General features: G+C 32.8%; 32 protein-coding genes. 19 read left to right on the forward strand and 13 right to left on the reverse strand.

All coding sequences use genetic code 11. The features are described 5' to 3' along the window. Positions 1-4: 4 nt before the first annotated feature. Positions 5-952, forward strand: a complete 948-nt coding sequence (gene miaA / locus C7J90_RS08325; RefSeq protein WP_103209259.1) for a tRNA (adenosine(37)-N6)-dimethylallyltransferase MiaA — start codon at positions 5-7, stop codon at positions 950-952. 1 nt (position 953) lies between these two features. Beyond that, positions 954-1166 (forward strand): RNA chaperone Hfq, encoded by a 213-nt coding sequence (hfq, locus tag C7J90_RS08330; RefSeq protein ID WP_103209257.1) that lies wholly within the window; start codon positions 954-956, stop codon positions 1164-1166. Between the two features lie 146 nt (positions 1167-1312). Here hfq and C7J90_RS08335 read toward each other — a convergent pair whose 3' ends face one another. Further along, entirely contained in the window at positions 1313-1786 is a 474-nt protein-coding gene (locus C7J90_RS08335; protein WP_103209255.1) for a glutathione peroxidase, read from the reverse strand. Positions 1787-1895: 109 nt separating this feature from the next. On the opposite strand from C7J90_RS08335, the gene hflX reads away from it, so the two are divergent. From hflX to glnA, 4 genes are all read left to right on the forward strand, one after another. After that, on the forward strand, positions 1896-3122 hold the full coding sequence (gene hflX / locus C7J90_RS08340; protein ID WP_103209253.1) for a GTPase HflX: 1227 nt from the start codon (positions 1896-1898) through the stop codon (positions 3120-3122). An 18-nt stretch (positions 3123-3140) separates the two neighbouring features. Continuing rightward, positions 3141-4385 (forward strand): methionine gamma-lyase family protein, encoded by a 1245-nt coding sequence (locus C7J90_RS08345; protein ID WP_103209251.1) that lies wholly within the window; start codon positions 3141-3143, stop codon positions 4383-4385. Between the two features lie 128 nt (positions 4386-4513). Continuing rightward, positions 4514-4882: a MerR family transcriptional regulator gene (locus tag C7J90_RS08350; protein ID WP_103209249.1), complete on the forward strand. Its 369-nt coding sequence runs from the start codon at positions 4514-4516 to the stop codon at positions 4880-4882. A gap of 23 nt (positions 4883-4905) precedes the next feature. Beyond that, positions 4906-6246 carry a type I glutamate--ammonia ligase gene (glnA, locus tag C7J90_RS08355; protein WP_103209247.1) on the forward strand — a complete coding sequence of 447 codons (1341 nt, stop codon included), beginning with the start codon at positions 4906-4908 and terminating at the stop codon, positions 6244-6246. Between the two features lie 98 nt (positions 6247-6344). On the opposite strand, the gene C7J90_RS12245 is transcribed toward glnA, so the two are convergent. Together C7J90_RS12245 and C7J90_RS11985 are read right to left on the reverse strand one after the other, a co-directional pair. After that, positions 6345-6569, reverse strand: coding sequence for a tyrosine-type recombinase/integrase (locus C7J90_RS12245; RefSeq protein WP_103209245.1), 225 nt, complete (start codon positions 6567-6569; stop codon positions 6345-6347). Then, positions 6553-7350, reverse strand: coding sequence for a site-specific integrase (locus C7J90_RS11985; protein WP_103209243.1), 798 nt, complete (start codon positions 7348-7350; stop codon positions 6553-6555). The genes C7J90_RS12245 and C7J90_RS11985 overlap by 17 nt, the downstream gene beginning before the upstream one ends. A gap of 164 nt (positions 7351-7514) precedes the next feature. Between C7J90_RS11985 and C7J90_RS08370 the strand changes: the two genes are divergently transcribed. Next, the gene (locus C7J90_RS08370) at positions 7515-8111 is read left to right on the forward strand and encodes a hypothetical protein (RefSeq protein ID WP_106465132.1); all 597 of its coding nucleotides are present in this window, start codon (positions 7515-7517) and stop codon (positions 8109-8111) included. On the opposite strand, the gene C7J90_RS08375 is transcribed toward C7J90_RS08370, so the two are convergent. From C7J90_RS08375 to C7J90_RS08385, 3 genes are all read right to left on the reverse strand, one after another. After that, entirely contained in the window at positions 8112-8309 is a 198-nt protein-coding gene (locus tag C7J90_RS08375; protein ID WP_103210386.1) for a hypothetical protein, read from the reverse strand. A gap of 53 nt (positions 8310-8362) precedes the next feature. Further along, positions 8363-8860, reverse strand: coding sequence for a hypothetical protein (locus C7J90_RS08380; protein ID WP_103210388.1), 498 nt, complete (start codon positions 8858-8860; stop codon positions 8363-8365). A 194-nt stretch (positions 8861-9054) separates the two neighbouring features. Then, positions 9055-9267, reverse strand: coding sequence for a hypothetical protein (locus C7J90_RS08385; RefSeq protein ID WP_103210390.1), 213 nt, complete (start codon positions 9265-9267; stop codon positions 9055-9057). A gap of 145 nt (positions 9268-9412) precedes the next feature. Here C7J90_RS08385 and nucI point away from each other — a divergent pair, with 145 nt between their 5' ends. Then, on the forward strand, positions 9413-9919 hold the full coding sequence (gene nucI / locus C7J90_RS08390) for a thermonuclease NucI (RefSeq protein WP_103210391.1): 507 nt from the start codon (positions 9413-9415) through the stop codon (positions 9917-9919). Between the two features lie 98 nt (positions 9920-10017). Here nucI and C7J90_RS08395 read toward each other — a convergent pair whose 3' ends face one another. Beyond that, on the reverse strand, positions 10018-10875 hold the full coding sequence (locus C7J90_RS08395; protein WP_106465133.1) for a hypothetical protein: 858 nt from the start codon (positions 10873-10875) through the stop codon (positions 10018-10020). Positions 10876-11218: 343 nt separating this feature from the next. Then, positions 11219-11587: a transcriptional regulator, SarA/Rot family gene (locus C7J90_RS08400; RefSeq protein WP_106465134.1), complete on the reverse strand. Its 369-nt coding sequence runs from the start codon at positions 11585-11587 to the stop codon at positions 11219-11221. Positions 11588-12039: 452 nt separating this feature from the next. On the opposite strand from C7J90_RS08400, the gene C7J90_RS08405 reads away from it, so the two are divergent. Beyond that, positions 12040-12618, forward strand: coding sequence for a hypothetical protein (locus C7J90_RS08405; RefSeq protein ID WP_174688361.1), 579 nt, complete (start codon positions 12040-12042; stop codon positions 12616-12618). 89 nt (positions 12619-12707) lie between these two features. Here the strand turns inward: C7J90_RS08405 and C7J90_RS08410 are convergent, their stop codons facing one another. Continuing rightward, positions 12708-14060: an aspartate kinase gene (locus C7J90_RS08410; RefSeq protein ID WP_103210005.1), complete on the reverse strand. Its 1353-nt coding sequence runs from the start codon at positions 14058-14060 to the stop codon at positions 12708-12710. A 193-nt stretch (positions 14061-14253) separates the two neighbouring features. Here C7J90_RS08410 and C7J90_RS08415 point away from each other — a divergent pair, with 193 nt between their 5' ends. The 4 genes from C7J90_RS08415 (at position 14254) to C7J90_RS08430 (ending at position 18588) form a co-directional block, all read left to right on the forward strand. Then, complete coding sequence (locus C7J90_RS08415) at positions 14254-15543, forward strand: homoserine dehydrogenase (protein WP_103210007.1); 1290 nt, start codon at positions 14254-14256, stop codon at positions 15541-15543. Between the two features lie 5 nt (positions 15544-15548). Then, positions 15549-16613: a threonine synthase gene (gene thrC, locus C7J90_RS08420; protein WP_103210009.1), complete on the forward strand. Its 1065-nt coding sequence runs from the start codon at positions 15549-15551 to the stop codon at positions 16611-16613. Next, on the forward strand, positions 16610-17530 hold the full coding sequence (gene thrB / locus C7J90_RS08425; protein ID WP_103209734.1) for a homoserine kinase: 921 nt from the start codon (positions 16610-16612) through the stop codon (positions 17528-17530). Before thrC ends, thrB begins: the two co-directional genes overlap by 4 nt. Before the next feature lie 254 nt (positions 17531-17784). After that, entirely contained in the window at positions 17785-18588 is an 804-nt protein-coding gene (locus C7J90_RS08430; RefSeq protein ID WP_103209732.1) for an HAD family hydrolase, read from the forward strand. Between the two features lie 230 nt (positions 18589-18818). Here C7J90_RS08430 and C7J90_RS08435 read toward each other — a convergent pair whose 3' ends face one another. Both C7J90_RS08435 and C7J90_RS08440 read right to left on the reverse strand, forming a co-directional pair. Continuing rightward, entirely contained in the window at positions 18819-19133 is a 315-nt protein-coding gene (locus C7J90_RS08435) for a hypothetical protein (protein ID WP_103209731.1), read from the reverse strand. Positions 19134-19472: 339 nt separating this feature from the next. Then, positions 19473-20924, reverse strand: a complete 1452-nt coding sequence (locus C7J90_RS08440; RefSeq protein WP_103209729.1) for an amino acid permease — start codon at positions 20922-20924, stop codon at positions 19473-19475. Between the two features lie 199 nt (positions 20925-21123). On the opposite strand from C7J90_RS08440, the gene C7J90_RS08445 reads away from it, so the two are divergent. Beyond that, a complete protein-coding gene (locus tag C7J90_RS08445; RefSeq protein WP_103209727.1) occupies positions 21124-22623 on the forward strand; it encodes a catalase in 1500 nt (499 codons plus the stop codon). A 161-nt stretch (positions 22624-22784) separates the two neighbouring features. Here C7J90_RS08445 and rpmG read toward each other — a convergent pair whose 3' ends face one another. Beyond that, complete coding sequence (gene rpmG, locus C7J90_RS08450; protein ID WP_014613994.1) at positions 22785-22934, reverse strand: 50S ribosomal protein L33; 150 nt, start codon at positions 22932-22934, stop codon at positions 22785-22787. A 165-nt stretch (positions 22935-23099) separates the two neighbouring features. On the opposite strand from rpmG, the gene rpsN reads away from it, so the two are divergent. The 3 genes from rpsN (at position 23100) to C7J90_RS08465 (ending at position 25456) form a co-directional block, all read left to right on the forward strand. Further along, positions 23100-23369 (forward strand): 30S ribosomal protein S14, encoded by a 270-nt coding sequence (gene rpsN, locus C7J90_RS08455; protein WP_103209726.1) that lies wholly within the window; start codon positions 23100-23102, stop codon positions 23367-23369. An 86-nt stretch (positions 23370-23455) separates the two neighbouring features. Then, positions 23456-24433 (forward strand): GMP reductase, encoded by a 978-nt coding sequence (gene guaC, locus C7J90_RS08460; RefSeq protein WP_103209724.1) that lies wholly within the window; start codon positions 23456-23458, stop codon positions 24431-24433. 51 nt (positions 24434-24484) lie between these two features. Further along, positions 24485-25456 (forward strand): CAP domain-containing protein, encoded by a 972-nt coding sequence (locus C7J90_RS08465; RefSeq protein WP_332838351.1) that lies wholly within the window; start codon positions 24485-24487, stop codon positions 25454-25456. An 87-nt stretch (positions 25457-25543) separates the two neighbouring features. Here C7J90_RS08465 and lexA read toward each other — a convergent pair whose 3' ends face one another. Then, a complete protein-coding gene (gene lexA / locus C7J90_RS08470) occupies positions 25544-26167 on the reverse strand; it encodes a transcriptional repressor LexA (RefSeq protein ID WP_103209722.1) in 624 nt (207 codons plus the stop codon). Positions 26168-26308: 141 nt separating this feature from the next. On the opposite strand from lexA, the gene sosA reads away from it, so the two are divergent. Continuing rightward, positions 26309-26536 (forward strand): DNA damage-induced cell division inhibitor SosA, encoded by a 228-nt coding sequence (sosA, locus tag C7J90_RS08475; RefSeq protein WP_103209720.1) that lies wholly within the window; start codon positions 26309-26311, stop codon positions 26534-26536. A 100-nt stretch (positions 26537-26636) separates the two neighbouring features. After that, a complete protein-coding gene (locus tag C7J90_RS08480) occupies positions 26637-26873 on the forward strand; it encodes a DUF896 domain-containing protein (protein ID WP_103209717.1) in 237 nt (78 codons plus the stop codon). The last annotated feature ends 78 nt before the right edge of the window (positions 26874-26951 follow it).

Genomic DNA, 26951 nt, shown 5'->3' on the forward strand with positions numbered 1-26951 from the left:
TTGTGTGAAAGGAAATAAACCTTTTTTAGTCGTCATTGTAGGACCTACAGCTAGTGGTAAAACAGAATTAAGTATTGAATTGGCAAAGCAAGTTGATGGTGAGATTATAAGCGGAGATTCTATGCAAGTATATAGAAATATGGATATAGGAACAGCTAAAATTACATCAGAAGAGATGGAAGGGATTCCTCATCATCTTATAGATATATTAGAGCCAGATGTATCTTTTTCTGCCTATGATTTTCAACGACGTGCAAAAGTTTTAATTGATGAGATTACATCTAGAGGCAAAGTACCTATTATTGTAGGAGGTACAGGCTTATACATTCAATCTGTCATTTATGATTATGCATTTGAAAAAGAGCAAATATCAAAAGAACACGAAGCTAGAGTTGCACAACAAATGGAGAAGTTTGAACGATATTCAAATCTTGAACTTCACCAATATTTAAGAACATTTGATCCACAATCAAGTGATGACATACATCCAAATAACCGTCAGCGAGTCTTGAGAGCGATTGAATACTATTTAAAGACAAAAAAAATTTTAAGTAATCGAAAGAAAAGTACCCAATTGACTGAAAATTATGATACATTATTAATAGGGATAGAAATGTCGCGCGATACATTGTATGACAGAATAAATAATCGCGTTGATATTATGTTGTCTCAAGGTTTATTGAATGAAGTGCAACAACTTATTGAATTAGGTTATGAAACGTGTCAAAGTATGCAAGCTATTGGTTACAAAGAACTTGTTCCCGTTGTAAATGGTGAAATGGAGCTTGATGTTGCTATCGAAAAACTCAAGCAAAATTCACGTCGTTATGCTAAACGCCAATTGACGTGGTTTAAAAATCAACTTAATGTTCATTGGTTAGATAGAGAGAAGATGTCACTTGCTTCAATGCTATCTGAGCTCACAACCCGAATAAATAAAAGGAGCAATTAAAATGGTTGAGAATCATAACATTCAAGACAAATACTTAGAAAACTTTAAAAATGAGGAGAAAGAAATCACAGTATTTTTAACGAATGGATTTCAATTAAGAGGAAAAATAGAAGATTACGACAACATTGTTATTGACTTTTTTTCACAAGGAAAACATCATTTAATTTACAAACATGCGATTAGTACTTTCTTAGAAGGAACATCAAACTCTTAAAAAATGATGTATTAAAAAGTTGAAAATAACACCAAATACTTTTTCCAATTCAAATGGGTTGGTATATCATTGTTGTAACGAACTAAATCCTAATTAGTCAAAAACAGTACGTACTTTAAAATCTTAAGTGCGTACTGTTTTATTAATTAGAGCAATGCTTCGATTTTATTGCTGATACTTGAAGGTGATTTTTGAGGTGCAAACCGTTTTACGATATGTCCTTCACGATCAACTAAAAATTTAGTAAAATTCCATTTAATTTGATGTCCTAACATGCCTGTTTGATGTTCTTTTAAGTACTGAAATAATGGATGTGCATTATCACCATTAACATCGATTTTTTGATGCATTGGAAATGTTACACCATAGTTGAGTTTACAGTTTGTTTCAGCTTCTAGTCCTGTACCGGGCTCTTGTTTTCCAAATTGATTACAAGGAAAGCCTAAGATGGTAAATCCTTGATCGTGATAAGATTCATATAATGCTTGTAAATCTTCAAATTGTGGCGTGAAGCCACACTCACTAGCAGTATTCACAATTAATAATACTTGACCTTTATAATCAGATAACGGATAGGTCGTTCCGTCAGCTTTAGTAACCTCGATATCATATAAATGCATGTTATTCACCTCTTTAATACCACTATATCATATTGAAATGTATTAGTCTCAAATGATAACGTATGATAAAATACGGTGAGATACGTATATAAAGTAGCGTGGTGAAAATATGAAAAAAGAATTACATACGACAAAGGAGCAACGAGAAAGAGCGGTTCTTGTTGGTGTAGACTTACTTCAATCTGACTATGATTTTACAAGCACTATGAGCGAATTAGAATCGTTAGCACAAACATGTCGATTAGAAGTGCTCGGTGTCTTTCAACAAAATAAAAACCAATTTGATCAAAAATATTATGTAGGTAAAGGAAAGTTACAAGAGATTAAAGATTTTGTCGACTTCAATGAGATTGATGTTTTAATCGCAAATGATGAATTGACGACAGCACAATCTAAAAATTTAAATGCCTCATTAGGGATTAAGGTTATTGATCGAACACAGCTCATTCTTGAAATATTTGCAATGCGTGCACAAAGTAAAGAAGGCCAGCTTCAAGTAGAATTTGCACAACTTGATTACTTATTGCCGAGGTTAATGGGACATGGTAAAAGCTTGTCACGCCTAGGTGGTGGGATTGGTACAAGAGGACCTGGTGAAACCAAACTTGAAACAGATAGACGTCATATAAGAACGCGGATGAATGAAATTAAGCGAAAGCTCAAAAATGTAAGTGCACATAGAGAACGTTACCGTCAACATCGAGAGCACAACCAAGTTTTTCAAATTGCTATGATAGGTTATACAAATGCTGGAAAATCTTCATGGTTTAATCAATTAACTGATGCAAAAACATACGAAAAAGATCAACTCTTTGCCACTTTAGATCCTAAAACACGTAAACTAAAACTAAGTGGAGGATTTGAATTAATTATTTCAGATACAGTCGGTTTTATACAAAAATTACCAACTACATTAATAGAAGCATTTAAATCAACGTTAGAAGAGGCCAAACAAGCTGACTTACTTTTACACGTGGTTGATGCGAGTAACGAGGAATATAAAACGCAATATGATACAGTTAATCAAATTGTAAAAGAGTTGAACATGGATAACATTCCACAAGTTGTTATCTTTAATAAGAGAGATCTTAGTTCACAAAGTGCACCCTTCACTAATGTCCCATCAGTGTTCGTGTCATCGCGAGTAGATAGTGATAGAGATATTGTGAAGCAACTCTTATTTGAACAAATCAAAAAGCAACTCAAGTATTACGAAACGACACTTCAAAGTGACGAATCGAATCAATTGTATCATTTGAAGCAAAATACATTAATTGAAACGTTAGAATTCAATGAAAACGATGAAACGTATGTCATTAAAGGGTATCAAAAATAAATAGAAAGAAGCAGATGAATGGAACAGTTACAGCAATTAATCGACGAAGTAGAACAAACATTAGACCCATATTTTAAAGAAATTGAAAAACGCGCATTTGAAAACCAAGCTCGTGTACTAGATGCATTTCATAAAGTCAAAATTACAGAGGCTGATTTAGTAGGATCAACTGGATATGGCTATGATGACTTTGGACGAGACCATTTAGAAGCAGTTTACGCTGCGACATTCAAAGCTGAAGATGCATTAGTAAGATCGCAGATAATTTCAGGAACACATGCTATCACAGTGGCATTACAAAGTCTTTTAAAACCCGGGGATACATTATTATACGTTACAGGGAGTCCATACGACACCTTACTAGAGGTAATAGGGGTCAATGGTAATGGGATTGAAAGTTTAAAAGAATACGGTATTCATTATCGTGATGTGTCGCTTAAAGAAGGGCATATTGATACTGATGGCGTGCTCCAAGCAATAGATGAGTCAACAAAGGTAATCGCCATTCAACGTTCAAAAGGATATGATCAAAGACCTTCAATTTCGATAAGCGAAATAGAATTATTTATTAGGGAAATCAAAAGTAAATATCCAAATGTCATTATTTTTGTAGATAATTGTTATGGAGAGTTTGTTGAAACACGTGAACCCATTGAAGTAGGGGCAGATGTCATAGCAGGATCATTAATTAAAAATCCTGGAGGCGGACTGGCTAAAATGGGTGGATATATCGCAGGACGTCAAGATCTAATTGAACGTTGTGGTTATCGTTTGACAGCACCAGGTATTGGAAAAGAAGCAGGAGCATCGCTAAATACATTACAAGAAATGTATCAAGGATTCTTTTTAAGCCCTCATGTTGTAAGTCAGAGTTTAAAAGGGGCACTGTTTACCAGTTTATTACTAGAACGACTCAATATGCAGACTTCACCAAAATATGATGAGCCGAGAACAGATTTAATACAAACAGTTTCATTTGATACCAAGGAACAAATGATTGACTTTTGTCAAAGTATACAACATGCTTCACCGATTAATGCACATTTTAGTCCACAACCGAGTTATATGCCAGGGTATGAAGATGATGTGATTATGGCTGCGGGTACATTTATACAAGGTTCGTCCATTGAGTTATCTGCAGATGGCCCCATTCGTCCACCGTATGAGGCTTACATTCAAGGTGGTTTAACGTATGAGCATGTTAAAATCGCTGTGATACGAGCAGTTGAAAAATTAATTGATCAAGGACTCGTCCAATTATAGTTAAAAGGACTGAATAGTGGACCTGACATGGCTTTTGATCTCATGTCAGGTTTTCTTACATATTTTTGAAATGTCATTTGAGATATGCTATTTTATGTATAAGTTCTAAAGTCAAGGAGATGTAGGAGATGGATAACGATAAAATTCGACGTAACATGCCTGTATTTCCAATGAGTGTTGTTAGCAAGTTATCAGAACTTACACCAAGACAAATTCGTTACTATGAAACACATAAATTGATAACACCAGCTAGAACGGAAGGCAACAAAAGATTGTTTTCCTTAAATGACTTAGAGAACTTACTTTCAATTAAACATCTTCTTGAAAAGGGATTTAATATGAAAGGCATTAAACAGATTATGATAAAAGATGAAACGAAAGCATTTAACGATGAAGCAACGCAATTAAGAAAACAGATGTTAGTTGATACGACTCAGAAACCTCAACATGAATCGATACCTTTGAATCGTGGAGACTTATCACGTTTTTTTAAATAATTAAATACTGGGGGATTTATCTCATGCCAAAACAAAAGTTCAATAAAGACGATATTAGACGCTTTGCTAAAGAAGAAAATGTAAGATACCTTCGTTTACAGTTTTCTGATATTTTAGGAACAATCAAAAATGTTGAAGTACCAGTAAGCCAACTTGAAAAAGTATTAGATAATGAAATGATGTTTGACGGATCATCAATTGAAGGATTTGTGCGTATTGAAGAGTCAGATATGTACTTATATCCTGACCTAGATACTTGGGTTATCTTTCCATGGACAGCAGGACAAGGTAAAGTTGCCCGTTTAATTTGTGATGTCTATACGACAGATCATGAACCATTTAAAGGTGATCCACGTAGTAACTTAAAACGTGTGTTAAAGAAGATGGAAGATATGGGTTACACTGATTTTAACCTTGGACCAGAACCGGAATTTTTCCTATTCAAGTTAGACGAAAAAGGCGAGCCAACAATGGAGCTTAACGACCACGGTGGTTACTTTGATTTAGCGCCTACAGATTTAGGTGAAAATTGTCGTCGAGATATCGTACTAGAATTAGAGGATATGGGCTTTGATATTGAAGCGTCACACCATGAAGTTGCACCAGGTCAGCATGAGATTGACTTTAAGTATGCAGATGCTATTACAGCATGTGATAATATCCAAACGTTCAAATTAGTAGTTAAAACAATTGCACGTAAACATAACTTACATGCAACATTTATGCCAAAACCATTATTTGGTGTGAACGGAAGCGGTATGCACTTTAACGTTTCATTATTTAAAGGAAAAGAAAATGCTTTTTATGATGAAAACGGTGAAATGCAATTAACAAAAGATGCATATCATTTTATCGCGGGTTGTATGAAAAATGCCCGTGGCTACACAGCAGTATGTAATCCACTCGTTAACTCATACAAACGATTAGTTCCAGGATATGAGGCACCAAGCTATATTGCATGGAGTGGTAAAAACCGCTCACCATTAGTACGTGTCCCAACATCACGCGGTTTATCTACTCGAGTTGAAATTCGTTCGGTTGATCCAGCAGCCAACCCTTACATGGCATTAGCAGCAATTTTAGAAGCCGGATTAGACGGTATCAAAAATAAAATAGAAGTACCAAAACCAGTCAATCAAAACATTTATGAAATGAATCGTGAAGAGCGTGAGGCAGTTGGTATTGAGGATCTACCATCTACTTTATACACAGCATTAAAAGCAATGCGCGAGAACCCAACAATTAAATCTGCTTTAGGTGACCATATCTATAATCAATTTATTAATTCGAAATCAATCGAATGGGATTACTACCGCACGCAAGTGTCGAAATGGGAAATTGAGCAGTATATGAAACAGTATTAATACTTAAACCCTTGAAGCTATGCGCTTTGAGGGTTTTTGTTATTGTATCAATTTGAGACCACTATGCTTAAAAGTAGCGTTTTGGTCTCAGTTAGGTGCTAAAAAATATTCGAACCCTTAATAAAGTTTTCGAAATTCTCTTTTGCTTTATGGTTCATTTTTTCGGTCACATGACTATAAACTTGTTCAGTGACTGCCATCGTTTTATGTCCGAGTCGTTCTTGAATGACTTTCATAGGGACATTACTTTCTAATAAAAGAGTCGCATGTGTATGCCTTAATTTGTGAATGCTCAGCTTGTTTTCTTTACCTAATAGTAACATGCATCATAGTATTATGTGTTGTACTGCGTGGAAGCGGGTCGCCAAATGCATTACAGAATATGAAATCATGATTTTCATTATAAACATCTTCATTAACGATTCGATTCGCATTTTGAAGATATATCAATTTAGTCAATTCTTTCGCTAAATCATCAGTAATATATATCGTTCTATGCTCTTTGTTTTTCGTTGTATTCCATCTGTCATGCTTTTGATCATAAGACTTTGTGATAGATAGCGTTTTATCTTTATTGTTGTAGTCAGACCATTGCAGCGCATTCGCTTCACCAACTCTTATTCCAGTTTCAATCATTGTTCTAAACATATAGCATTGATGAATGTCTCTTTTCTTAACCATCTCTAAAAATGGTTTGATTTGTTCTTTGGGTAAGTATTGCGCTTTTTGGGGTTCACTTAAATCTTTGTGTTTAAGTTCTATACCATCACACGGATTAAAATAAATTAAGCGATCGTACACAGCTCTTTGTAACGCTCGTTTTAAAAATGAATGTGATTTTTTGATAGGTATGTTGCCATAAAAGTTCATTACACGCTTTTTAGAAAATTTTTCAATCTCAATAGTACTTTGACTTAACTTATCATTGCGCCATGTTTTCAAATAGTATTCTAACCATTCATCAAGTAGGTAATTTTTATTCTCTTGCATACCTTTGTTTAATGCATTTTCAATTTCGATAGCAGCACGCTTTGCCTCCGCTTTTGTTTTAAACCCGCTTTTACTTATATATTTTTTGTTCTTTTGATCATCAATATAATGCACTTTAAAACTCTTTTTTCAAAAGATGCCATTTTATCCATTCCTCCTCAAAAAAAGTAAAAAAATAATAAGGGTACGGTGAGGTACCCGTGATTTATAAATATTGGTTATTATTAATTAATATATTGATAAATACATGTTATAATTAAAAGAAAGTAGGTGAAGATTTGGAAATAATTTTATTATTGTGTAGTTCAGGTGTTGCAGGGTTATTTACTTATATTTATTTAGATTATTTAGCATTGTTCGATACTGAAAAGTTAGAAACTAAAAAGATGTTTTCTATAATGTTTTCATTGATTAGTATTGGCGTTTTCATATTAATAAAATCAGTTATATCAATATGGGTTTCTAATGAAATAATTTCGATTATTTTGGCATTAATAATTGCATCTTTAGTTATAATTTGCATTTTAAATAAATTCATCTATGTTAAAGCTATTAATTTTTTTAGAGTAATGATGAATAGCTCCAGAAAAAGCATGAATTTAAATCCTTTAACTTTTCAACATTCGATAGATAATATTTTATCTGTGGAAGACTATGTTTATTATATAGAATGTTATAAAGATGAATATGTTAATGTACCATCAATGTATGGATTACTAAAACATCATCAAATAGATGAAAATCAAGATGTTAGTTTTGTAATTTCTACTACTAAAAAATTTGATAATAAAGTGTTAAATCAATCTCAAAAGTATTATGTTTATCATAAATCGAATTCTAGCAACTTCTATAAAATATATGCTTTTAAAAAGTAGTCACTTTCTATTTTTCTTGTAATCATCTCCAAACATTTGCTCCAATCGACTTTCGGATGGCAAAATGTGTTCTTGATTGTGATTTCTATAATTTTTCTTTAATGGCTCGTTACTTCGCTTTTCAAAGTTGCCACCACCAGCTCCAACCCTATCGGACTGTTTTGGTGGTGTATTTTGCTTTTTATTATCTTTATCCATTAAATTTCCTCCAATCTCTCATTAAAAAGGGTAGGTGTGCTAACCTTAGTATATTATTGATTATCATTATTTATAATTTCAGAAACTCTATCATTGTATTCTTCTTGTGGTAGGCCATGAAAATCTTTTTGTATAGTAAGTTCCTCAATTTGTCTTTGAGCCTGTTCAGACATCCCTTCAGTACTAAAATCAGTGGGAGGCATACTATTTAAATCAACGCTTTGTTTTTCGTTTTGTTGAACTTGGGTGTTTTGCTGAGGAACGTAATTTTGTGATGTTTGTTGTTGTGGTGGTTGATACTCATTATTTTGTGTTTGTTGTTGCGGTATCTCAACTGTTTGCTCTTGTGAATTAGGTTGTTCGTCTGATTGTTGCTGCGGTTGGTTTACAACTTTTTTACGCTCTTGTTTTTCTTTCTCCTTCTCTTTATCGTTTTTCTTTGTTTTGGATTCTGTCTTTTTTTTAGGTTCTTCTTTATTCACTTCCTCATCATTACCACATGCTGATAGAATAACTGTACTTGCTAATAAAACTCCAAATAGTTTTTTCATAATATTTATCCTCCTAAATATTTATATATAATCAATGACTCGAACTAAACTCTCCTTCACATTTTATTGATAAACTGCATCTTATAATATTTAATACTCTATAGTCCGAAACTTTATAAAACCTTAAAAAAACAGCAAGTTCATAAAAGTATGAGGACTTGCTTAGGTTATAAAGATGGGTTATTAATGTACGATTACTTATCGTGTTTATCCTTTTGATCATATGAGGTGCGATCATTTTGTTTTAATACAACTTGAATGATAAATCCTCCAAGTATTCCTAATAATACACCTATAAAAGCGCCAGCGATAAGTGGCAAGTGAAATACAGTTTGTAGGATGAAACCTATTATAATCGCAAAAATAATGATTAAAATTGATAATCGATTTTCTTTTAATGATTTCATGATTTATCAACTCCTAACAAACATATTATATCATTAAATGTAATATTTTAAATCAACACTTTAACTTGTTATTGACTATTGTTCTATTGACCTCTAATGTAAAATTTATTATGATGTATCAGTAAAATGATAAAAAGGTGAGCCAATGAAAAGATTTACTACTGTTGTTATAGTTCTGACTGTAGCGTTAATCGTATTGATATTTCAATATATTAACGGTAATGGTCCATTTAAAGTTGATGATCAAGTCATTGAAGAAGAAACATTTTTAGTCAAAAGAGTGATTGATGGAGATACCATTGTCATTGATAAAAATGGAGAAGATGAGAAAGTTCGTTTAATTGGTGTCGATACTCCAGAAACTGTAAAGCCGAATACGCCTGTGCAACCGTATGGAAAAGCAGCATCAGATTACACCAAGAAACATTTAACGAACCAACACGTTAGATTAGAATATGATCGTGAGGAAAAGGATCGTTATGGTCGTACACTAGCATATGTTTGGCTAGGAAATGACATGTTTAATGTGATGTTGGCAGAAGAAGGTTTAGCACGTGCCAAATTTTACCCGCCAAATGATAAATATCGAATTTTAATAGAACAAGCACAAAAAAAAGCACAAAAACAGCAACTCAATATTTGGGAGCGTTAATTGTAGAATATAGTAAGAAAAAAGATGATAAAAATAAAGCGACAACTTCTCTAATTGTTTTGAGATTTTGTCGCTTTTAATATATTGGTAACTTGCTATCACTCATGTTTTAAAAATGAATTGACAATATAAGTTATATTTTGGCTCGAAAAGTTTGAACGAGACGTTTTAATTAAATGATGAATCGCAGTGTTTAATGCATTTTTATTTCTGCAAATGGATACGTTTTCATCAGACTGAACATCACCTACAATGAGTTGAGTATTCTCCTGGATGCAATATATATAACTTTTAGTAGTCATTGCAATATCCAAAGAGGATTCAAAATAGTCGTTTAAATACGTAATAGATTTCTTAGATATCATCCATGGATCATACTTATCAAATTGAAATTGAATACCATTTTGGGTTACTTTTTCACTAAAGGTATAAGGAGTGGTCATATTTGTGTTGAATTGAGCATGGTAACGATTAGCTAAGTATTGAGCGATGGTTTTATCTACATCATCTTCTGTTTTAAAGGAGCGCCCTCCGTTAAAATGTAAAAAGGTTTTATTTCTTAAAGTTTTGATATCTATTAAAACAATTCCAATATTAGTTACAATAATGTAATCAAAATAATGAATATATGCGTATAAACTATTTTTTTTAGCGATTTGACTTGTAGCGATAATATGATATTCTTTAAGGTCTGAATCAAGCTTATAAGCATCTAAAATATCTATTAATTGTTGTTTAACTTTTCTTAAGTTGAAATGATATTCAGGATGATCATTGGGATGATTGGGCGAAGTCAATTGATGTTCATGTTGAATTCTAGATATTTTATTAATAAGCTGAGAGTGTGTATACTTCGCTACATCTAATCTATTATGATAATATTTTATTCTAATAATAAAAAGAATTAGTATTAACGTAAAAACTGAAATTAATATCAATAACAAAGTTGTAGTCAAGTGAGTCCCTCCCTTATACAAGTATGCAAAAATTAGATTTATATATCAATTTTTGTGATTTTAAATTAAGTACTTAACTGTTATAAAAATATTGGCTATTCAATATATACGTTTCCATTATATGGCAAAGTATTTATAAATCAACAAATATTATTTAAATAAAAATATATTTAGTGGCATATACTCATGGATAATGTTTTAATGAAAAGGGAAATAATATATTCTTATTTAAAAATATATATGATGTTCGATGAAAAAGTGAGAATATACAATGTTTATAAACGAAGGGAATAAAGAGGCAAGGCGGTTACATAATCCCCTAGCCCCTATGAGCATTAAGATATTAATTTGAGCCTAAAACATTTTTTTGAATGGAATCAAAGCTTTTAAGCAATTCAGCCATATTTTTTTCTTGTTCGTCATCAATAGTGATGAATACTTTTCGCTCATCTTCAGTTGATCGTTCTTTGCCAATAATATTTTTTTCAGTTAATGTAGTTAATGATTTATGTATTTCCATTAGACTGAAATCAATCGATTGCTTAACTTTATGTAACGAGATGCGTCGACTATTTGTACTCTTAAGATGATATAAAAATAAAATGTCATTGAGCTTGAGGCTATGTTGTTTTTTTAATTCGCTAATGATTTTTTTTCTATTAGATTCATAATAGAAAATAGATTCTACGTTCAGTACCTGTTTATTATCCATATTTTCACTCCTTGTCGCTTTTTTTGTATACCACATCCATATTATATTAAATTTTTTATACTTTTGAAAGTGAAATTCTTAGAGTGGTACAAAAACAGTAAATTAATTTTAAAAATTCTAAACAAATCGAATATCATATGTAAAATTTTAACCCATTCTTAAACAGATGGCAATAAAAAATAAATATAATAAAATTAAAATAGAATTATAGTTGGATATTACTTATGAGAATTTTGATGTATATTTACATTCGATATGTATAGTAACCTTATAATATTGGTGCATTTTATAATTAGCTAGTAATTATTATAGCGGAATAGTTATTAAGAAAACATTAATATTTCTATAGTTAAATTTATCATAATTTTAGCTTTGAATGAATTGAAAAAAAGAAGAATATAAACTATAATACCAATATATGTAAGCGTTTTCTGAAATAAGGAGGTGATTGTGTGGATAAAAAACAAGTGTGTGAAAATATTGAATTTCTAGTAGATACATTGATTGAAAACGTACCGGATTACTTTAAATTTCATGGTGAAACTGCGACAGAATTATTTTTAAATGATAATTTGAAAATAGATACACCGATTGATATTTGTGTGAATAGACGCCATATTGCCGAATTATTAGGAGTTATTCCAAAAAAATATGAAATTACTATGATTTATCAAAATGGTCGGAATCAACAATTAGAGTACATAAAGTTAAGTCAAGTTCATTCGCTTCAAGTCAAAAAAGAGGATGTACTTTTATTAAACATTGTTATTTATGATGTTGATAAAGATAATTGGTTGTTCAGGCTTAATCATGATATTCGTTTGCCAGAAAAACAAATCTACTTTCATTCAATAAAATGGGGTGTTGATTATATCAAGCCAGAGATTGTTTTGATGTATGCTTTAAAGAAACCTTTAAACCCTAAGAATATTGAGTTTTATAGGCATTTGATTGATAAAATGAGTTATTTTCAATATGTAATATTAAAAACAGTAGTTGGTGAAGAAAGTTTAAATAAAATCATAAAATAAAAGTGGGGTTGAGACATTATAATTTGGCGATCCGGGGAATTAATTGAGCGGTTCCCAAAGCAAGATTTTGTCCCTACCTCACTTTTTAATTATTCTGCATAACAATGACTATAACAAGCTTTAACGGCCTTTTTTGCATCTGCATTCGAAATTCCAAACATCATTGAGATTTCAGAAGACCCTTGATTTATCATTTTTAAGTTGATATGTGCATTTGCTAAAGCATCTGTTATTTTATTTGCAGTTCCAACTACTGCACTCATACCTTCACCGACAATCATCAAAATAGCCAAGTCATGTTCGACATTTAATTCATCAATTTTACAATCTCTTCTAATTGCTTCTAACACGGCTTGTTCTTTTCCTTTTATTTGTGAACTTCTCATTATAATACTTATATTATCAATACCTGATGGCATATGATCAAAAGAAATATTATAATCTGCAAGTATTTTTAAGATTTTAAGTGTAAATCCGACTTGGCGATTCATCAAATATTTTTTGATATTAATACTTGTGAAGCCTTCATCACAACTTATACCCGTAATCACTTTTCTTGTATCAATCTGACGGTCGTGTACTATAAATGTTCCTGGGTCACTTGGTCGGTTAGTATTTTTAATGACAACAGGAATACGATCGTGATATAGGGGTTGAAGTGCTTCATCATGAAAGACACCAAAGCCTGCATATGATAATTCTCTCATTTCGCGATAAGTAATCTCATCGATAATTTCAGGTTGATTAATAACAGTCGGATTAGCTCGATATATACCTGAAACATCAGTGAAGTTCTCATATAAATCGGCATGAACACCACGAGCAATAATTGCACCTGTAATATCAGACCCACCGCGGGGAAATGTTACAATATGATTATCTTCTGAAAAACCAAAAAAGCCTGGTATGATTAATTTTTGATTGTATTCTGTTAAGTGATAAATCTTTTCATAGCTTGATTCTAATATTTGAGCATTACCAGGTTCATTGCTGACAATTAATCCTGCATCTTTAGGGGAGAGGTATTGTGTTGGAATGCCTTGTTTTTGATTGTAAGCCGCAATAATTTGGGCATTAAAATTCTCCCCTGATGATTTCAATGCATCGAGTAAACGTTCAGGTTGATCTTTTAACGTTTCAATAAGATGTTCTAATGTTCTGTCAATTTCTCCTAAAATATGATCATCCATATCGAGACCTTTTACAATATCATGAAAGCGGGATACAATTTCTAACTTTTTATTTTTATAATCTAAATGATTGATTACTTTTTCATAGAGACGTATTAATAGATCGGTTGTCTTTATGTCTTTATCATGACGTTTACCAGGCGCAGATACAATGATGATACGCCTGTCTTTGTCGCTATTAACAATATCTAATACTTTTTTGATTTGAGATGCAGTAGATACCGAACTACCACCAAATTTTGAAACTTTCATAAATTATGACAACCTTTCTGTAAATGGAATATAGCTATTCAGTTTTAACTGAAAAGATGGTAAGATAGAATCATCTTTTCTAAATTTTTTGAACTTTACAAACTTTGTGAATGAATTTATACTAAACCATATTTATATAGAATTCAATATGAGTTTCAATATTTTTAATAGATTTAATCGGAGGGATAGAACTATGAAAGCACTCAATGTTGCATTATTGGGATTAGGTACTGTAGGTTCGGGAGTAGTTAAAATTATAGAAGAGAACCATCAGCAAATTAAAGATACGATTCAAAAAGATATACAAATTAAACATATTCTAGTTAGAGATAAGACAAAAAAAAGACCGTTGAATATTTCAAAGTATCAATTGACAGAGGACATTGATGATATTTTAAACGATGATGATGTTGATATTGTAATCGAAGTGATGGGAGGAATTGAACCTACCGTAGATTGGCTAAAATCTGCCTTATCCCAAAAGAAACATGTCATTACCGCTAATAAAGATCTTTTAGCAGTGCATTTAAGAGTTCTCGAAAATCTAGCTCAAAAAAATGAGGTAGCTCTTAAATATGAAGCGAGTGTGGCTGGGGGTATTCCAATTGTTAACGCTATTAATAATGGTCTGAATGCTAATAACATTAGTGAGTTTATGGGTATCTTTAATGGCACATCTAATTTTATTTTAACTAAAATGAGTGAAGAGAAAACATCATATGAGTCTGCATTACAAGAAGCTCAAGATTTAGGATTTGCTGAAGCGGATCCTACAGATGATGTTGAAGGAATCGATGCAGCAAGAAAAGTTGTTATTACATCGTATTTATCGTTTAATCAAGTTATCAAATTAAATGATGTTAAAACGAAAGGGATTAGCACTGTTACAATTGAAGACATAGAAGCTGCTAATGCTTTAGGATATAAAATTAAATTAATTGGTAAAGGCTCATATCAAAAGAGTCAAGTTCAGGCGTCTGTACAACCTACACTTATTTCAAAACAACATCAATTAGCAGCTGTAGAGAATGAATATAATGCAATTTACGTTGTAGGGGATGCTGTTGGTGAAACAATGTTTTATGGAAAAGGTGCTGGAAGTTTAGCAACTGGTTCAGCGGTTGTAAGTGACTTGCTAAACGTATCATTGCAATTTGAATCTAATCTACACACATTGCCACCTCATTTTGAGTTGAAAACTGAAGAAACAAAGGAAATGATGGATGATCAAGAAGTGGTTTCAATTCAAGAAAAGGAAAGTTTTTATATCGTTATAAATCATGAAAGTAGTTCAAATAAACAGATTGAAGCAGATTTGAAAAAAGCTTTACCATTTCATAAGTCGATTCAATTTCATGAAATAAAGAATGGACAATATGCAGTAGTAGTACAAGGCGTTGATCATAGAGAATCTCTAGAAACACATTTAGCAGCCTTAGATGATATTAAAGTACAAAAAATTTATCCAGTTGAAGGGGTTTAAATGATATGAAGTTATGGAAAGGTTTAGTTGAGGAATATCAAAAATATTTACCAGTTAGTCAAGATACGCCTAATGTATCTTTAAATGAAGGACATACGCCACTTATTTATTGTCCAACTATGTCTAAAAAGCTTGGCATTGAATTATATGTAAAATACGAAGGTGCTAACCCAACAGGTTCTTTTAAAGACAGAGGAATGGTAATGGCAGTTACTAAGGCTAAAGAAGAGGGTAAAAAGATTGTCATTTGTGCTTCAACAGGCAATACGTCCGCTTCAGCAGCTGCTTATGCTGCTCGTGCAGGGATGAAAGCAATTGTTGTGATTCCAGAAGGTAAGATTGCTTTAGGAAAACTGTCACAAGCCGTTATGTACGGCGCTGAAATTGTTTCAATTGAAGGGAACTTTGATGAAGCGTTAGAGATTGTTAAAGAAGTAGCTAAAGAAGGTGAAATTGAACTTGTCAACTCTGTGAATCCTTATCGCATCGAAGGTCAAAAGACGGGGGCTTTCGAAGTTGTTGAACAACTTGATGGGGAAGCGCCAGATGTTTTAGCGATTCCGGTTGGTAACGCAGGTAATATTACTGCTTATTGGAAAGGGTTTGAAGAATATCATGAGCAACATCAAAGTGGATTACCTCAAATGTTTGGATTTCAAGCGGAAGGGGCTTCACCTATTGTCCAAAATAAAATAGTGAAAAATCCTGAAACGATTGCAACAGCAATAAGAATTGGAAATCCTGCTAGCTGGACAAAAGCAGTAAATGCCATTGAAGCATCTAAAGGGCTAATTGATGCAGTTTCAGACGAAGAAATACTTGAAGCATATCAATTAATGACATCAAATGAAGGGATTTTTAGTGAACCAGCGAGTAACGCATCAATTGCTGGATTGATTAAATTGCATAAGTCGGGTCAACTCAAACAAGGTCAAAAAGTTGTAGCAGTATTGACTGGTAATGGTTTAAAAGATCCGGACACAGCTATCAGTATATTAAAAAATCCTATTCAAGCGTTACCTAATAATAAAGAAAGTATTATTAAATATATTAAGGATGCATTGAAATGACAAAAGCAAATTTAAATTTAAAAGTGCCGGCATCTACAGCCAATTTAGGATGTGGTTTTGATTCGATTGGGATGGCGTTGAATAAGTTTTTATATTTGAAAATTGAACTGTCTTCATCATCAAGATGGCACTTCAAACACGAAGGAGCGAATTTACAAAATTTACCTACTGACGAGTCTCATTATATTTATCAAATTGCTCAAAGTGTTGCTCAAAAATATCAAGTTAAATTACCTGCATTAAACGTGCAAATGTATAGTGAAATTCCAATGGCTAGGGGACTAGGATCATCAGCTTCAGCCTTGGTTGCTGGGCTTTATATTGCAAATTATTTTGGCGATATTGAATTGTCTAAATATGAATTGCTCCAACTTGCAACAGAATTCGAAGGGCATCCAGATAACGTAGCACCAACTATTTACGGTGGCTTAGTGGTGGGCTATCACGATTATGATAATAATCAAACTGATATTGCACACATCGAAGTGCCTGATGTAGACTTTATTATTACCGTGCCACGCTACGAACTGGAAACTGAAAAGTCAAGAAGTGTGTTACCCGAGACGATAAGCCATAAAGATGCTGTAAAATATAGTGCGATAAGTAACACGATGATTAGTGCACTGATTCAACACAATTATGAATTAGCAGGTAAAATGATGGAAAAAGATGGTTTGCATGAACCTTATAGGCAACATCTGATTCGAGATTTTGATGATGTTAAACGGATTGCACATCATCACGGTGCATACGCTACTGTTTTGTCTGGGGCTGGACCCACTATGATGACTATGATTAAAAAAGAAAATAGTGGTGCATTAGTTCGAGCATTAAGAAAAGAAATACAACAGTGTCATTCTGAACTGATTACTATTAATAAGGTAGGCGTCGAAATCAGTGCAAATCACTATTTTTAGAAGAGGCAAGGTATACAAATAGCTTTCTTCATAAGTATACATATTGACCTTTAAAAAATAGTGAGTAGATCTTGTTAATAATTAAACGTATAGCTGAATCCAGGTTGTAAAAGGTGATTAAACTATCGTCTGCAATCTGTATTCAGCTTTTGCTATTTTTAAAGCTTGACTGATATTAGAATTAAAACATTCTTTATGTTTTGATAATAGTTTAGATTAGGATATGATTAAGACAACGTGAAAGGAGATAAGATATGAAACCAGATTTAATCATTATGGATATGGACGACACATTAATGACATCAAATAATGAAATGTCCAAAGTTACAAAAGAATATCTGCTTAGTATTCAAAGGGCAGGCTATCGTATTGCACTAGCTTCAGGTAGGCCAACAGAAGGAATGATTCAAACGGCAAAAAATTTGGAAATGGATGTAAATCAAAGTTATATAATGAGTTATAATGGTGCTCAAACAATTGATTTGTCAAATAATACAGTTGTTTCAAGTCAGATGATTGATAAGAGTGCTTTTGATGAAATAATTGACTTTTGTCGTGACAATCAATTATTTGCTTTAACATATCATGATGGGCATATCGTTTATGAAGGTTCACATGAATATATGAATATTGAGTCTGAGCTCACAGGCTTGCCAATGAAAAAGGTTGATGATTTAAAAACATATATCCAAGGGCCTGTCCCTAAAGCAATGGGCGTCGATTATGAGACGCATATCAGTGAGTTAATGGCTCATATGTCAGAAGGCTTTAATGAAAAAATAGATGCGACAACGAGTAAACCTTACTTTTTAGAATTTATGTGTAAAGGCGTATCAAAAGGAGCAGCGATTCAAGATTTAGCTGAACGATTGAATTTAGATACGCGTAATATGATTGCATTCGGGGATAGTCGAAATGATATAGAGATGTTTAAACAAGTGGGGACAGCTGTCGCAATGGATAATGCATCAGATAGTGTAAAAGAATACGCCACAATGGTGACAAAATCGCATGATGAAGATGGGATTCCTTATGCACTTAAACAATTACTGGACTAAATATAAATTAAGCTGTTTAGAAATCATTTGAAATGATAGAACATATTCATGAGCCAAATTAACTGATACCCAAAATACGAACAAAAATTTAGATCTTAAGATGTGATTATAACACTGTCTTAAGATCTAATGCGTTTGGCCAGAATGAATGACTAGGCATACAAGCATAATAAAAATTCATGCTATCAAAATGTATAAATATGTTTTGATTTACTTTTATTAATTCCAAATTATTTTGCTGTATGTGTCCATTCGTGGCTACCACGATGACGTTTAATATGAGCATATATTTGATCAGCTGCGTAATCTAAGTTAGTGTAAACCGTGATAGAAAATGCAGATTGGTTTGGTTCAAATTCAGTTTCTAAGTACAGTTCTTTTAAATGCTGGTATAAATGATGCATTTGTTCTCGTGTTAAGCTATTATACTCTCTAAGTGTTCGTTTAAGAATTTGACCAGCGTTATTTTCAAATGATTGTACTACAATTACAAAACGCTCATCTTCTTTTAAAACATCATCAAAAAGATTGATTTGTCCAACCATACAAAGCCCACCTTTGTGTTAGGATTAAGTTAATTATACATGATTTAAGATGTTGAATAAAAGGGCATTTGAGATTTATTTATTTAAAAGCGCAATCGTTTTTTACATGACTATTGCAATCCGCTTTTGAGCTATTAAAGTGATGTTTTAATATATTCTAATTCTAGCTTTTAATTTCCTTCATTTTTATTTTAGTTTTAAATTTCCGATTAGTAAATGAAAGTCATTTTGTATTTAAAAATAAAATCGTTAAGTTCAATAATAAAAGTCCTCAAAATATGCATTAAAAGGATACATATTTTGAGGACAAATTGTATTCATGATTAACCACTTTAAAAATTATGATTTGAATCTCTGATATTCTGTTAAGTCAATGTCTTGAAGCGGTATGATTCGTGTTTTCTTCACAAGTTTATGAATGACATAAACAGCTATTAATATTAGGATTGGAAGAAAGTTTTGAGCTAATTTAGGGACATCAAAGTGCACAATTGCGCCAGCTGAACTACCAAATATTAAAAACAGTATAGTTACGATAACTAATATAGGCCCCAGTGGGAATAACGGTGCTTTATATGGAAGCAATGAATCAATAGCTTTATTTTGAACTTTAATAGCGCGACGCATTCTATATTGTGACCATACACTTGAACCCCAAACAAATGTAATGAGGGCACCGATAATATTGAGCAAGCCCATTACACTCTCAGGTTTGAAGTTTGCATATAATGTAACGGCTGTAATTAATACAAAAGTCGTTAGTAAAGCGTTGAATGGTAACTTTGTTCTGTGATTAATGTGCCCTAAAAATTTAGGTGCTTGTTGTTGTTGGCTGAGTGAATACAACATTCGGCTTGTTGTGAAAATCCCTGAATTTGCAGCTGATAAAAGTGATGTCAAGATGACTGCATTAATAACTGATGCTGCAAAAGCAATTCCAATCTTATCAAATACAATTGTAAATGGACTTTGTGTAATTGAACCTGATTCATTTAGCAATGTCGGATCGTTATAAGCGATAATCCCAGAGATGACTGCGATTGAACAAACATAAAAAATCAAAATTCTCCAAAAGACTTGCTTGATTGCTTTGGGCATAGATTGACTAGGATTGTCTGATTCTCCAGCTGCTACCGCAACGACTTCAGTTCCACCAACTGAGAATCCAGCAATCAATAGGACACTGACAAATCCTGATAAACCACCAACAAATGGGGCATCACCTATTGTATAATTTTTAAAACCATAGTATTCTCCGCCTAATATTCCGAAAATCATTAAAAATGTCAAAATAATAAAGATAATGATTGTCGCGACTTTAATAAGGGATAACCAGAACTCTGCTTCTCCAAATATTTTAACTGTAAATACATTTAGTAAAAAGATGATACTTAAAAATATAAGGCTCCACACTAATGGTGAAAAAAATGAGAAGAAATCCCAATATGTAATGACGTTAGAAGCAACTATGATATCGACACTCGTGACTAACGACCATATTGTCCAATATAGCCATCCCATTGTAAATCCTAATGATGGGTCTACAAAGCGGGTTGCATAACTACTGAATGATCCCGATACAGGATAGAAAGTAGCCATTTCACCAATTGAACTCATTAAAAAGTAAAGCATTACACCAATCATAAGATAAGCTAGAATGGCACCGCCAGGACCAGCTTGAGCTATTACGCCACCAGTTGCAATAAAAAGTCCCGTACCTATGGCACCTCCAATTGCAATCATACTAATGTGTCTTGATTCAAGGCCTCGACTTAAATTTTTTTCCTCCATGGGTATTCTCCTCTCAAATGAGATAATTATCTATTTTACTTTGTTCCTTTAAAGGTTTCAATAGTAAATGATAATTTGTCAGATAATTTTGTAAAAAAATAGAAAATTGAATCAAACTGCTTTATTCTCTTTTAAAATCGGTTATACTAAAAGAGTATTCTAATTTAGAATAATTTTAAAATAGAAAGAAGGTTTTAAAATGGAACGTAAAAATGCATCTAAGCTAACGGGATTATTTGGCCATCCAGTTAGTGATAGAGAAAATTCAATGACTGCAGGACCTAGAGGACCATTACTTATGCAAGACTGGTATTTTTTAGAGCAAATGGCTCACTTTGATCGAGAAGTCATTCCTGAGAGACGTATGCATGCAAAGGGCTCTGGAGCGTTTGGTACTTTTACAGTAACGAATGATATTACACAATATACTTCAGCCAAAATCTTTTCAGAAGTTGGTAAACAAACTGAAATGTTTGCTCGCTTTTCAACAGTAGCAGGAGAGCGTGGAGCAGCAGATGCAGAACGTGATATTCGTGGGTTTGCATTGAAGTTTTACACAGAGGAAGGTAACTGGGATTTAGTTGGTAATAATACACCAGTGTTCTTCTTTAGAGACCCTAAATTATTTGCAAGCTTAAACCATGCTGTAAAACGTGATCCGCGTACAAACATGCGTAGCGCACAAAATAATTGGGATTTTTGGACTTCTTTACCAGAGGCATTGCATCAAGTAACAATTTTAATGTCTGATAGAGGTATTCCTAAAGGTTTTAGACATATGCATGGCTTCGGTTCTCATACGTATGGAATGATCAATAAAGACAATGAACGTGTATGGGTTAAATTTCATTTTAGAACACAACAAGGTATTGAGAATTTTTCACCTGAAGAAGCAGAGCAAGTGATTGCTAAGGACAGAGAATCGTCACAAAGAGATTTATTTAATGCCATTGAATCTGGAGATTTTCCGAAATGGAAAATGTATATTCAGGTGATGACCGAAGAGCAGGCCAAAAATCATAAAGATAATCCATTTGATTTGACAAAAGTATGGTATAAATCGGAATATCCTTTAATTGAGGTGGGTGAGTTTGAGCTTAATCGAAATCCAGATAATTATTTTATGGATGTAGAACAAGCTGCATTTGCACCTACAAATATTATTCCTGGTTTAGATTTTTCACCAGATAAAATGCTACAAGGTCGCTTATTTTCTTATGGAGATGCACAACGTTATAGATTAGGTGTCAATCACTGGCAAATTCCGGTTAACCAACCTAAAGGTGTAGGGGTTGAGAATATTTGCCCATTTAGCCGTGATGGTCAAATGCGCATTTTAGACAATAACCAAGGGGGGCAAACACACTATTATCCAAATAGTTACGGGGCTCATGAAGATCAACCAGAATATAAACGACCACCATTAGAGCTTAACGGCTCAGCATATGAGCATAATTTTAGAGAAGATGACGATAATTACTTTGAACAACCAGGTAAGTTATTCCGTTTACAATCTCCAGAAGCGCAAGAGCGTATTTTTGCAAATACTGCGAATGAAATGGAAGGTACAACTGATGAAGTGAAAGAACGTCACATTCGTCATTGTTATCAAGCTGATCCTGAATATGGTAAAGGTGTCGCAAAAGCTTTAGGAATGGAAGCGAGATTAGACGCCATTATTTCGAGTATTCAAAAATAAAAATTAAGAAAAAGCAACTTGGTTAAATGTGAAGGTCAAGTTGCTTTTTACATCAATAGATCTTATATAAATAAATCAAAAATAAAAAGCAATGTTTCGATAATTAGAAACATTGCACATGTCGTATTATTGAAGCTATTAGAAGAAATAGGCTTTACACTTTATTTAGTTTCTCTATGAAGTGTGTGTTTATTTAATCTTGGACAATACTTCATCATTTCAATACGTTCTGGATTAGTTCGTTTATTTTTAGTCGTAATGTAGTTACGATCTCCACATTCTGTGCATGCTAAAGTAACGTTAACGCGCATGATAGTCCCTCCTTAAACAAAATAGAATTATTACGTTTTAATATTCTACCATGACTTTTAGGATTTGCCAATATTTAAAATAAGTCAATAATTTATACTTGATTACGAACAAGTATTTATGTTACTCTTTAAAACGAAATTATTACGATTTAGGAGTGAAAATAAATGGCAAAAAAATCAAAAATTGCTAAAGAACAAAAACGTGAAGAGATGGTAGCGAAATATGCTGAGTTACGTCGCGAACTTAAAAAGAAAGGTGACTATGAAGCATTAAAGAAATTACCAAGAGATGCTTCACCGACACGTTTAACTAGAAGATGTAAGGTAACAGGGCGTCCTCGTGGTGTCATGAGAAAGTTCGAAATGTCACGTATTGCATTTAGAGAGCATGCCCATAAAGGACAAATTCCAGGTGTTAAAAAAGCCAGCTGGTAAAACTTTTCCCCCTTACTTCTTTTATTTACTTTACAGATAAAAGATAGTATATTATCTAAGTAATAATTTAATAGGGGGAAAACCTTTTGAAAATATTTGATTACGAAGACATACAGTTAATACCTAATAAAAGTGTCGTTAAGAGTCGTTCTGAAATTGATACATCAATTCAATTTGGACCTAGAAGGTTTAAATTACCAGTTGTACCAGCTAATATGCAAACAGTTATGAATGAAGATTTAGCTGAATGGTTTGCTCAAAATGAATATTTTTATATTATGCATCGCTTTGATGAAGCAGCACGTATTCCTTTTATAAAAAAAATGCATGAAAAGAATCTATTTGCTTCGATTTCTGTCGGAGTAAAAGATGGTGAATTTGATTTTATAAATCAGCTTAAGTCTCTAAATCTAACGCCAGAATATATAACAATTGATATTGCACACGGTCATTCAGATCAAGTGATTGACATGATTAAGCATATCAAAGCGCATTTGCCAGACGTATTTTTAATAGCTGGAAATGTTGGGACTCCTGAGGGCGTAAGAGAGCTAGAAAATGCAGGTGCGGACGCCACTAAAGTTGGAATAGGTCCTGGCCGTGTATGTATAACAAAAATAAAAACAGGTTTTGGTACAGGTGGATGGCAATTAGCTGCTATTAATCACTGTAGCAAAGCAGCACGTAAGCCAATTATTGCTGATGGTGGAATTCGTACGCACGGAGATATTGCGAAATCTGTACGTTTTGGCGCTTCAATGGTAATGATAGGCTCATTGTTTGCCGCACATGAGGAATCACCAGGTGAAACAGTGGAAATCGAGGGTAAGAAGTATAAAGAATACTTCGGAAGTGCTTCTGAATACCAAAAAGGCGAACGTAAAAACGTTGAAGGTAAAAAAATGTTTGTTGAGCATAAAGGCTCGCTTAAAGATACTTTAATCGAAATGCAAGAAGATTTACAAAGTTCTATTTCATATGCAGGCGGTAAAGATGTTGATGCATTAAGAAAAGTCGATTATGTCATTGTTAGAAATTCTATATTCAATGGCGACAGAGATTGATAGGATGTGTGAATCATTAAAAAATTTACGTTATTTTTACTGATAGGCTTATTGATAATCATTGTTTTTCCAGTGCAACAAAACACATTATTTGATCATATCGCAACACCAGTCCATACCAAAATTGATTCCATTGTTGAAGGGAAAACAAACCCAACTGAATTGAAAACGCCTGAAAATCAGATGTTTTCAATTAGAAATGTACAAATGAATATGTCTAAAGACCAAGTAGAATCTAATCTAGGTAAACCTGAAGATACCATTGGTAATGAATACGGCACAGATTGGTATATTTATCATAACCAATTTCACGATTATGTTATGATTGCATATGTTGATGGTAAAGTGCATGGATTATATACTAATCAAAATATTATAACTTCTAAAGAGGGTATAAAATATAACTCTCCAAAAGATTTTGTTCGAGAAAAATTAGGGAAACCTATTGAACAAATTAAAAAAGGAAATACAATATATCGTCAAAAAAGTGATGAATACGATGTGTTTGATATCGACCGTATTTATACTACAGTCTTTTATGATAAGCATGAGAATAATCAGTTAACAGGTATTTTGCAGGTTAGCCATACATTAGAAAACCGCTTGAATGCTAGATATGCAGCGCCTTCTGATTATTTACAGAAAAGTTATGAATTAGAAGATTTTTACTTAGTGAATGCAGCTAGAGTTCAAAAGGGACTAAAGCCGTTAAAACATTCTGATGAACTCACTAATACAGCGCGTAAGCATAGTACGGATATGGCTAAAAATCATTACTTTGATCATAATAATCCTCAAGGTCAAACACCTTTTGATAGACTTAAAGAAGAGGGTATTAACTACAATGTAGCTGCTGAAAATTTAGCTTATGGTCAAGTGAGTGGTGTATTTGCACACCATGGCTTGATGAACTCAATAGGACATAGAAAAAATATTTTAAATAAAAATGTGAATCGTCTTGGTGTTGGTGTTGATTTTAATTCAGAACAACAACCGTATTGGACTGAGAATTATACAAACTAAAAAAGCAAGGTAAAGATAATAAAGGGTCGAATGAATGGAGCATATGCTCTATTCATTCGACCCTTTTTGAAGGAGTGAATATTAATTTTAAAATTCTCTAAATAAACCGATGACTTTACCTAATACACTAACATGATTCAGATAAATAGGTTCTAAGCTACTATTTTCTGGCTGAAGTCGATATCGATTTTTTTCTTTATAGAACCTTTTAATTGTTGCCTCTTCTTCTTCTGTCATAGCTACTATAATATCGCCATTTTCAGCAAAAGATTGACTTCGGACAATTACTCTATCCCCATCTAAGATACCAGCTTCAATCATACTATCTCCAACAACATTCAATATGAAGATTTGGCCATTATGTGTAGATGTAAAGTGTTCAGGTAAAGGATAGTATTCTTCTACATTTTCTACAGCAGTAATAGGGGTTCCAGCTGTAACTTTCCCAATTACGGGGACGTATATTGTCTCTTCCATATTAAGTGGTTCGCCCATTACATCATTAACGATTTCAATTGCACGTGGTTTCGTAGGATCTCTACGAATGTATCCCTTTTCTTCAAGTCTAGATAAGTGGCCATGTACAGTAGAGCTTGAAGCAAGGCCTACTGCTTCTCCAATTTCTCGTACGCTAGGTGGGTATCCTTTTGATTGTACAATTTGTTTTATATAATTAAAGATTTCACTCTGTCTTTTTGTAAGTTCTTTCATATTTTGCACTCCCTCTATAGGTTTGTATTTATTATATCATATAATACGAACGTCAACAAACATTTGTTCGTTTTTATATTGACATAGAACGAACGTTCTGTTAGGGTGTATATACAAACAAATGTTCTAGGAGTGTTGTAAATGGTTAGTATTAAAATGTCAGAAATATATGTTTATATTGGTGTCTTTATCTTCTCTTTAGCGCTATTTTTTACTTTTTTAGTGTTAGCGAATCAAACTCAAGATTCAGAACAAGTGTACGAAATGACAGATCATCAACTAAATGATAAATATGTAATAGAACAAGTTCCACACGAACATGAACGGATGGATGCTCAGACTATGATGACAACTACAGTCAATCACTAAAGATATAGATATAGTGTGCGCAGCGTAGAAGTTGAAGCGTTTGGTTTTATTTGCTTTTTCTGGTATATTTTGATAAGAAAAGTAGACGGAGGGAGCCAACATGTTAAGTCAAGAAAAATTAACGCGCATTAATGAATTAGCGAAAAAGAAAAAACAAGAGGGGCTTACAGATTTAGAAGCGAAAGAACAGTCTAAGTTGAGAAGTGAATATTTAGAAACATTTCGCAAAAGTTTCAAAGATCAAATTGAAAACACTAAAGTAATTGATCCTGAAGGTAATGATGTAACGCCTGATAAATTAAAAGAGGTTCAACGTCGCAACCATAAGCGTAGTTAATCTTAATAAATAATAATGTATTGGTTTTCTAAGAAGCTTTACAGTTTATTATCGGTTATAATAGTAATGTAAAGTTGT

The sequence above is a fragment of the Staphylococcus felis genome (assembly GCF_003012915.1).
Lineage (GTDB): Bacteria > Bacillota > Bacilli > Staphylococcales > Staphylococcaceae > Staphylococcus > Staphylococcus felis.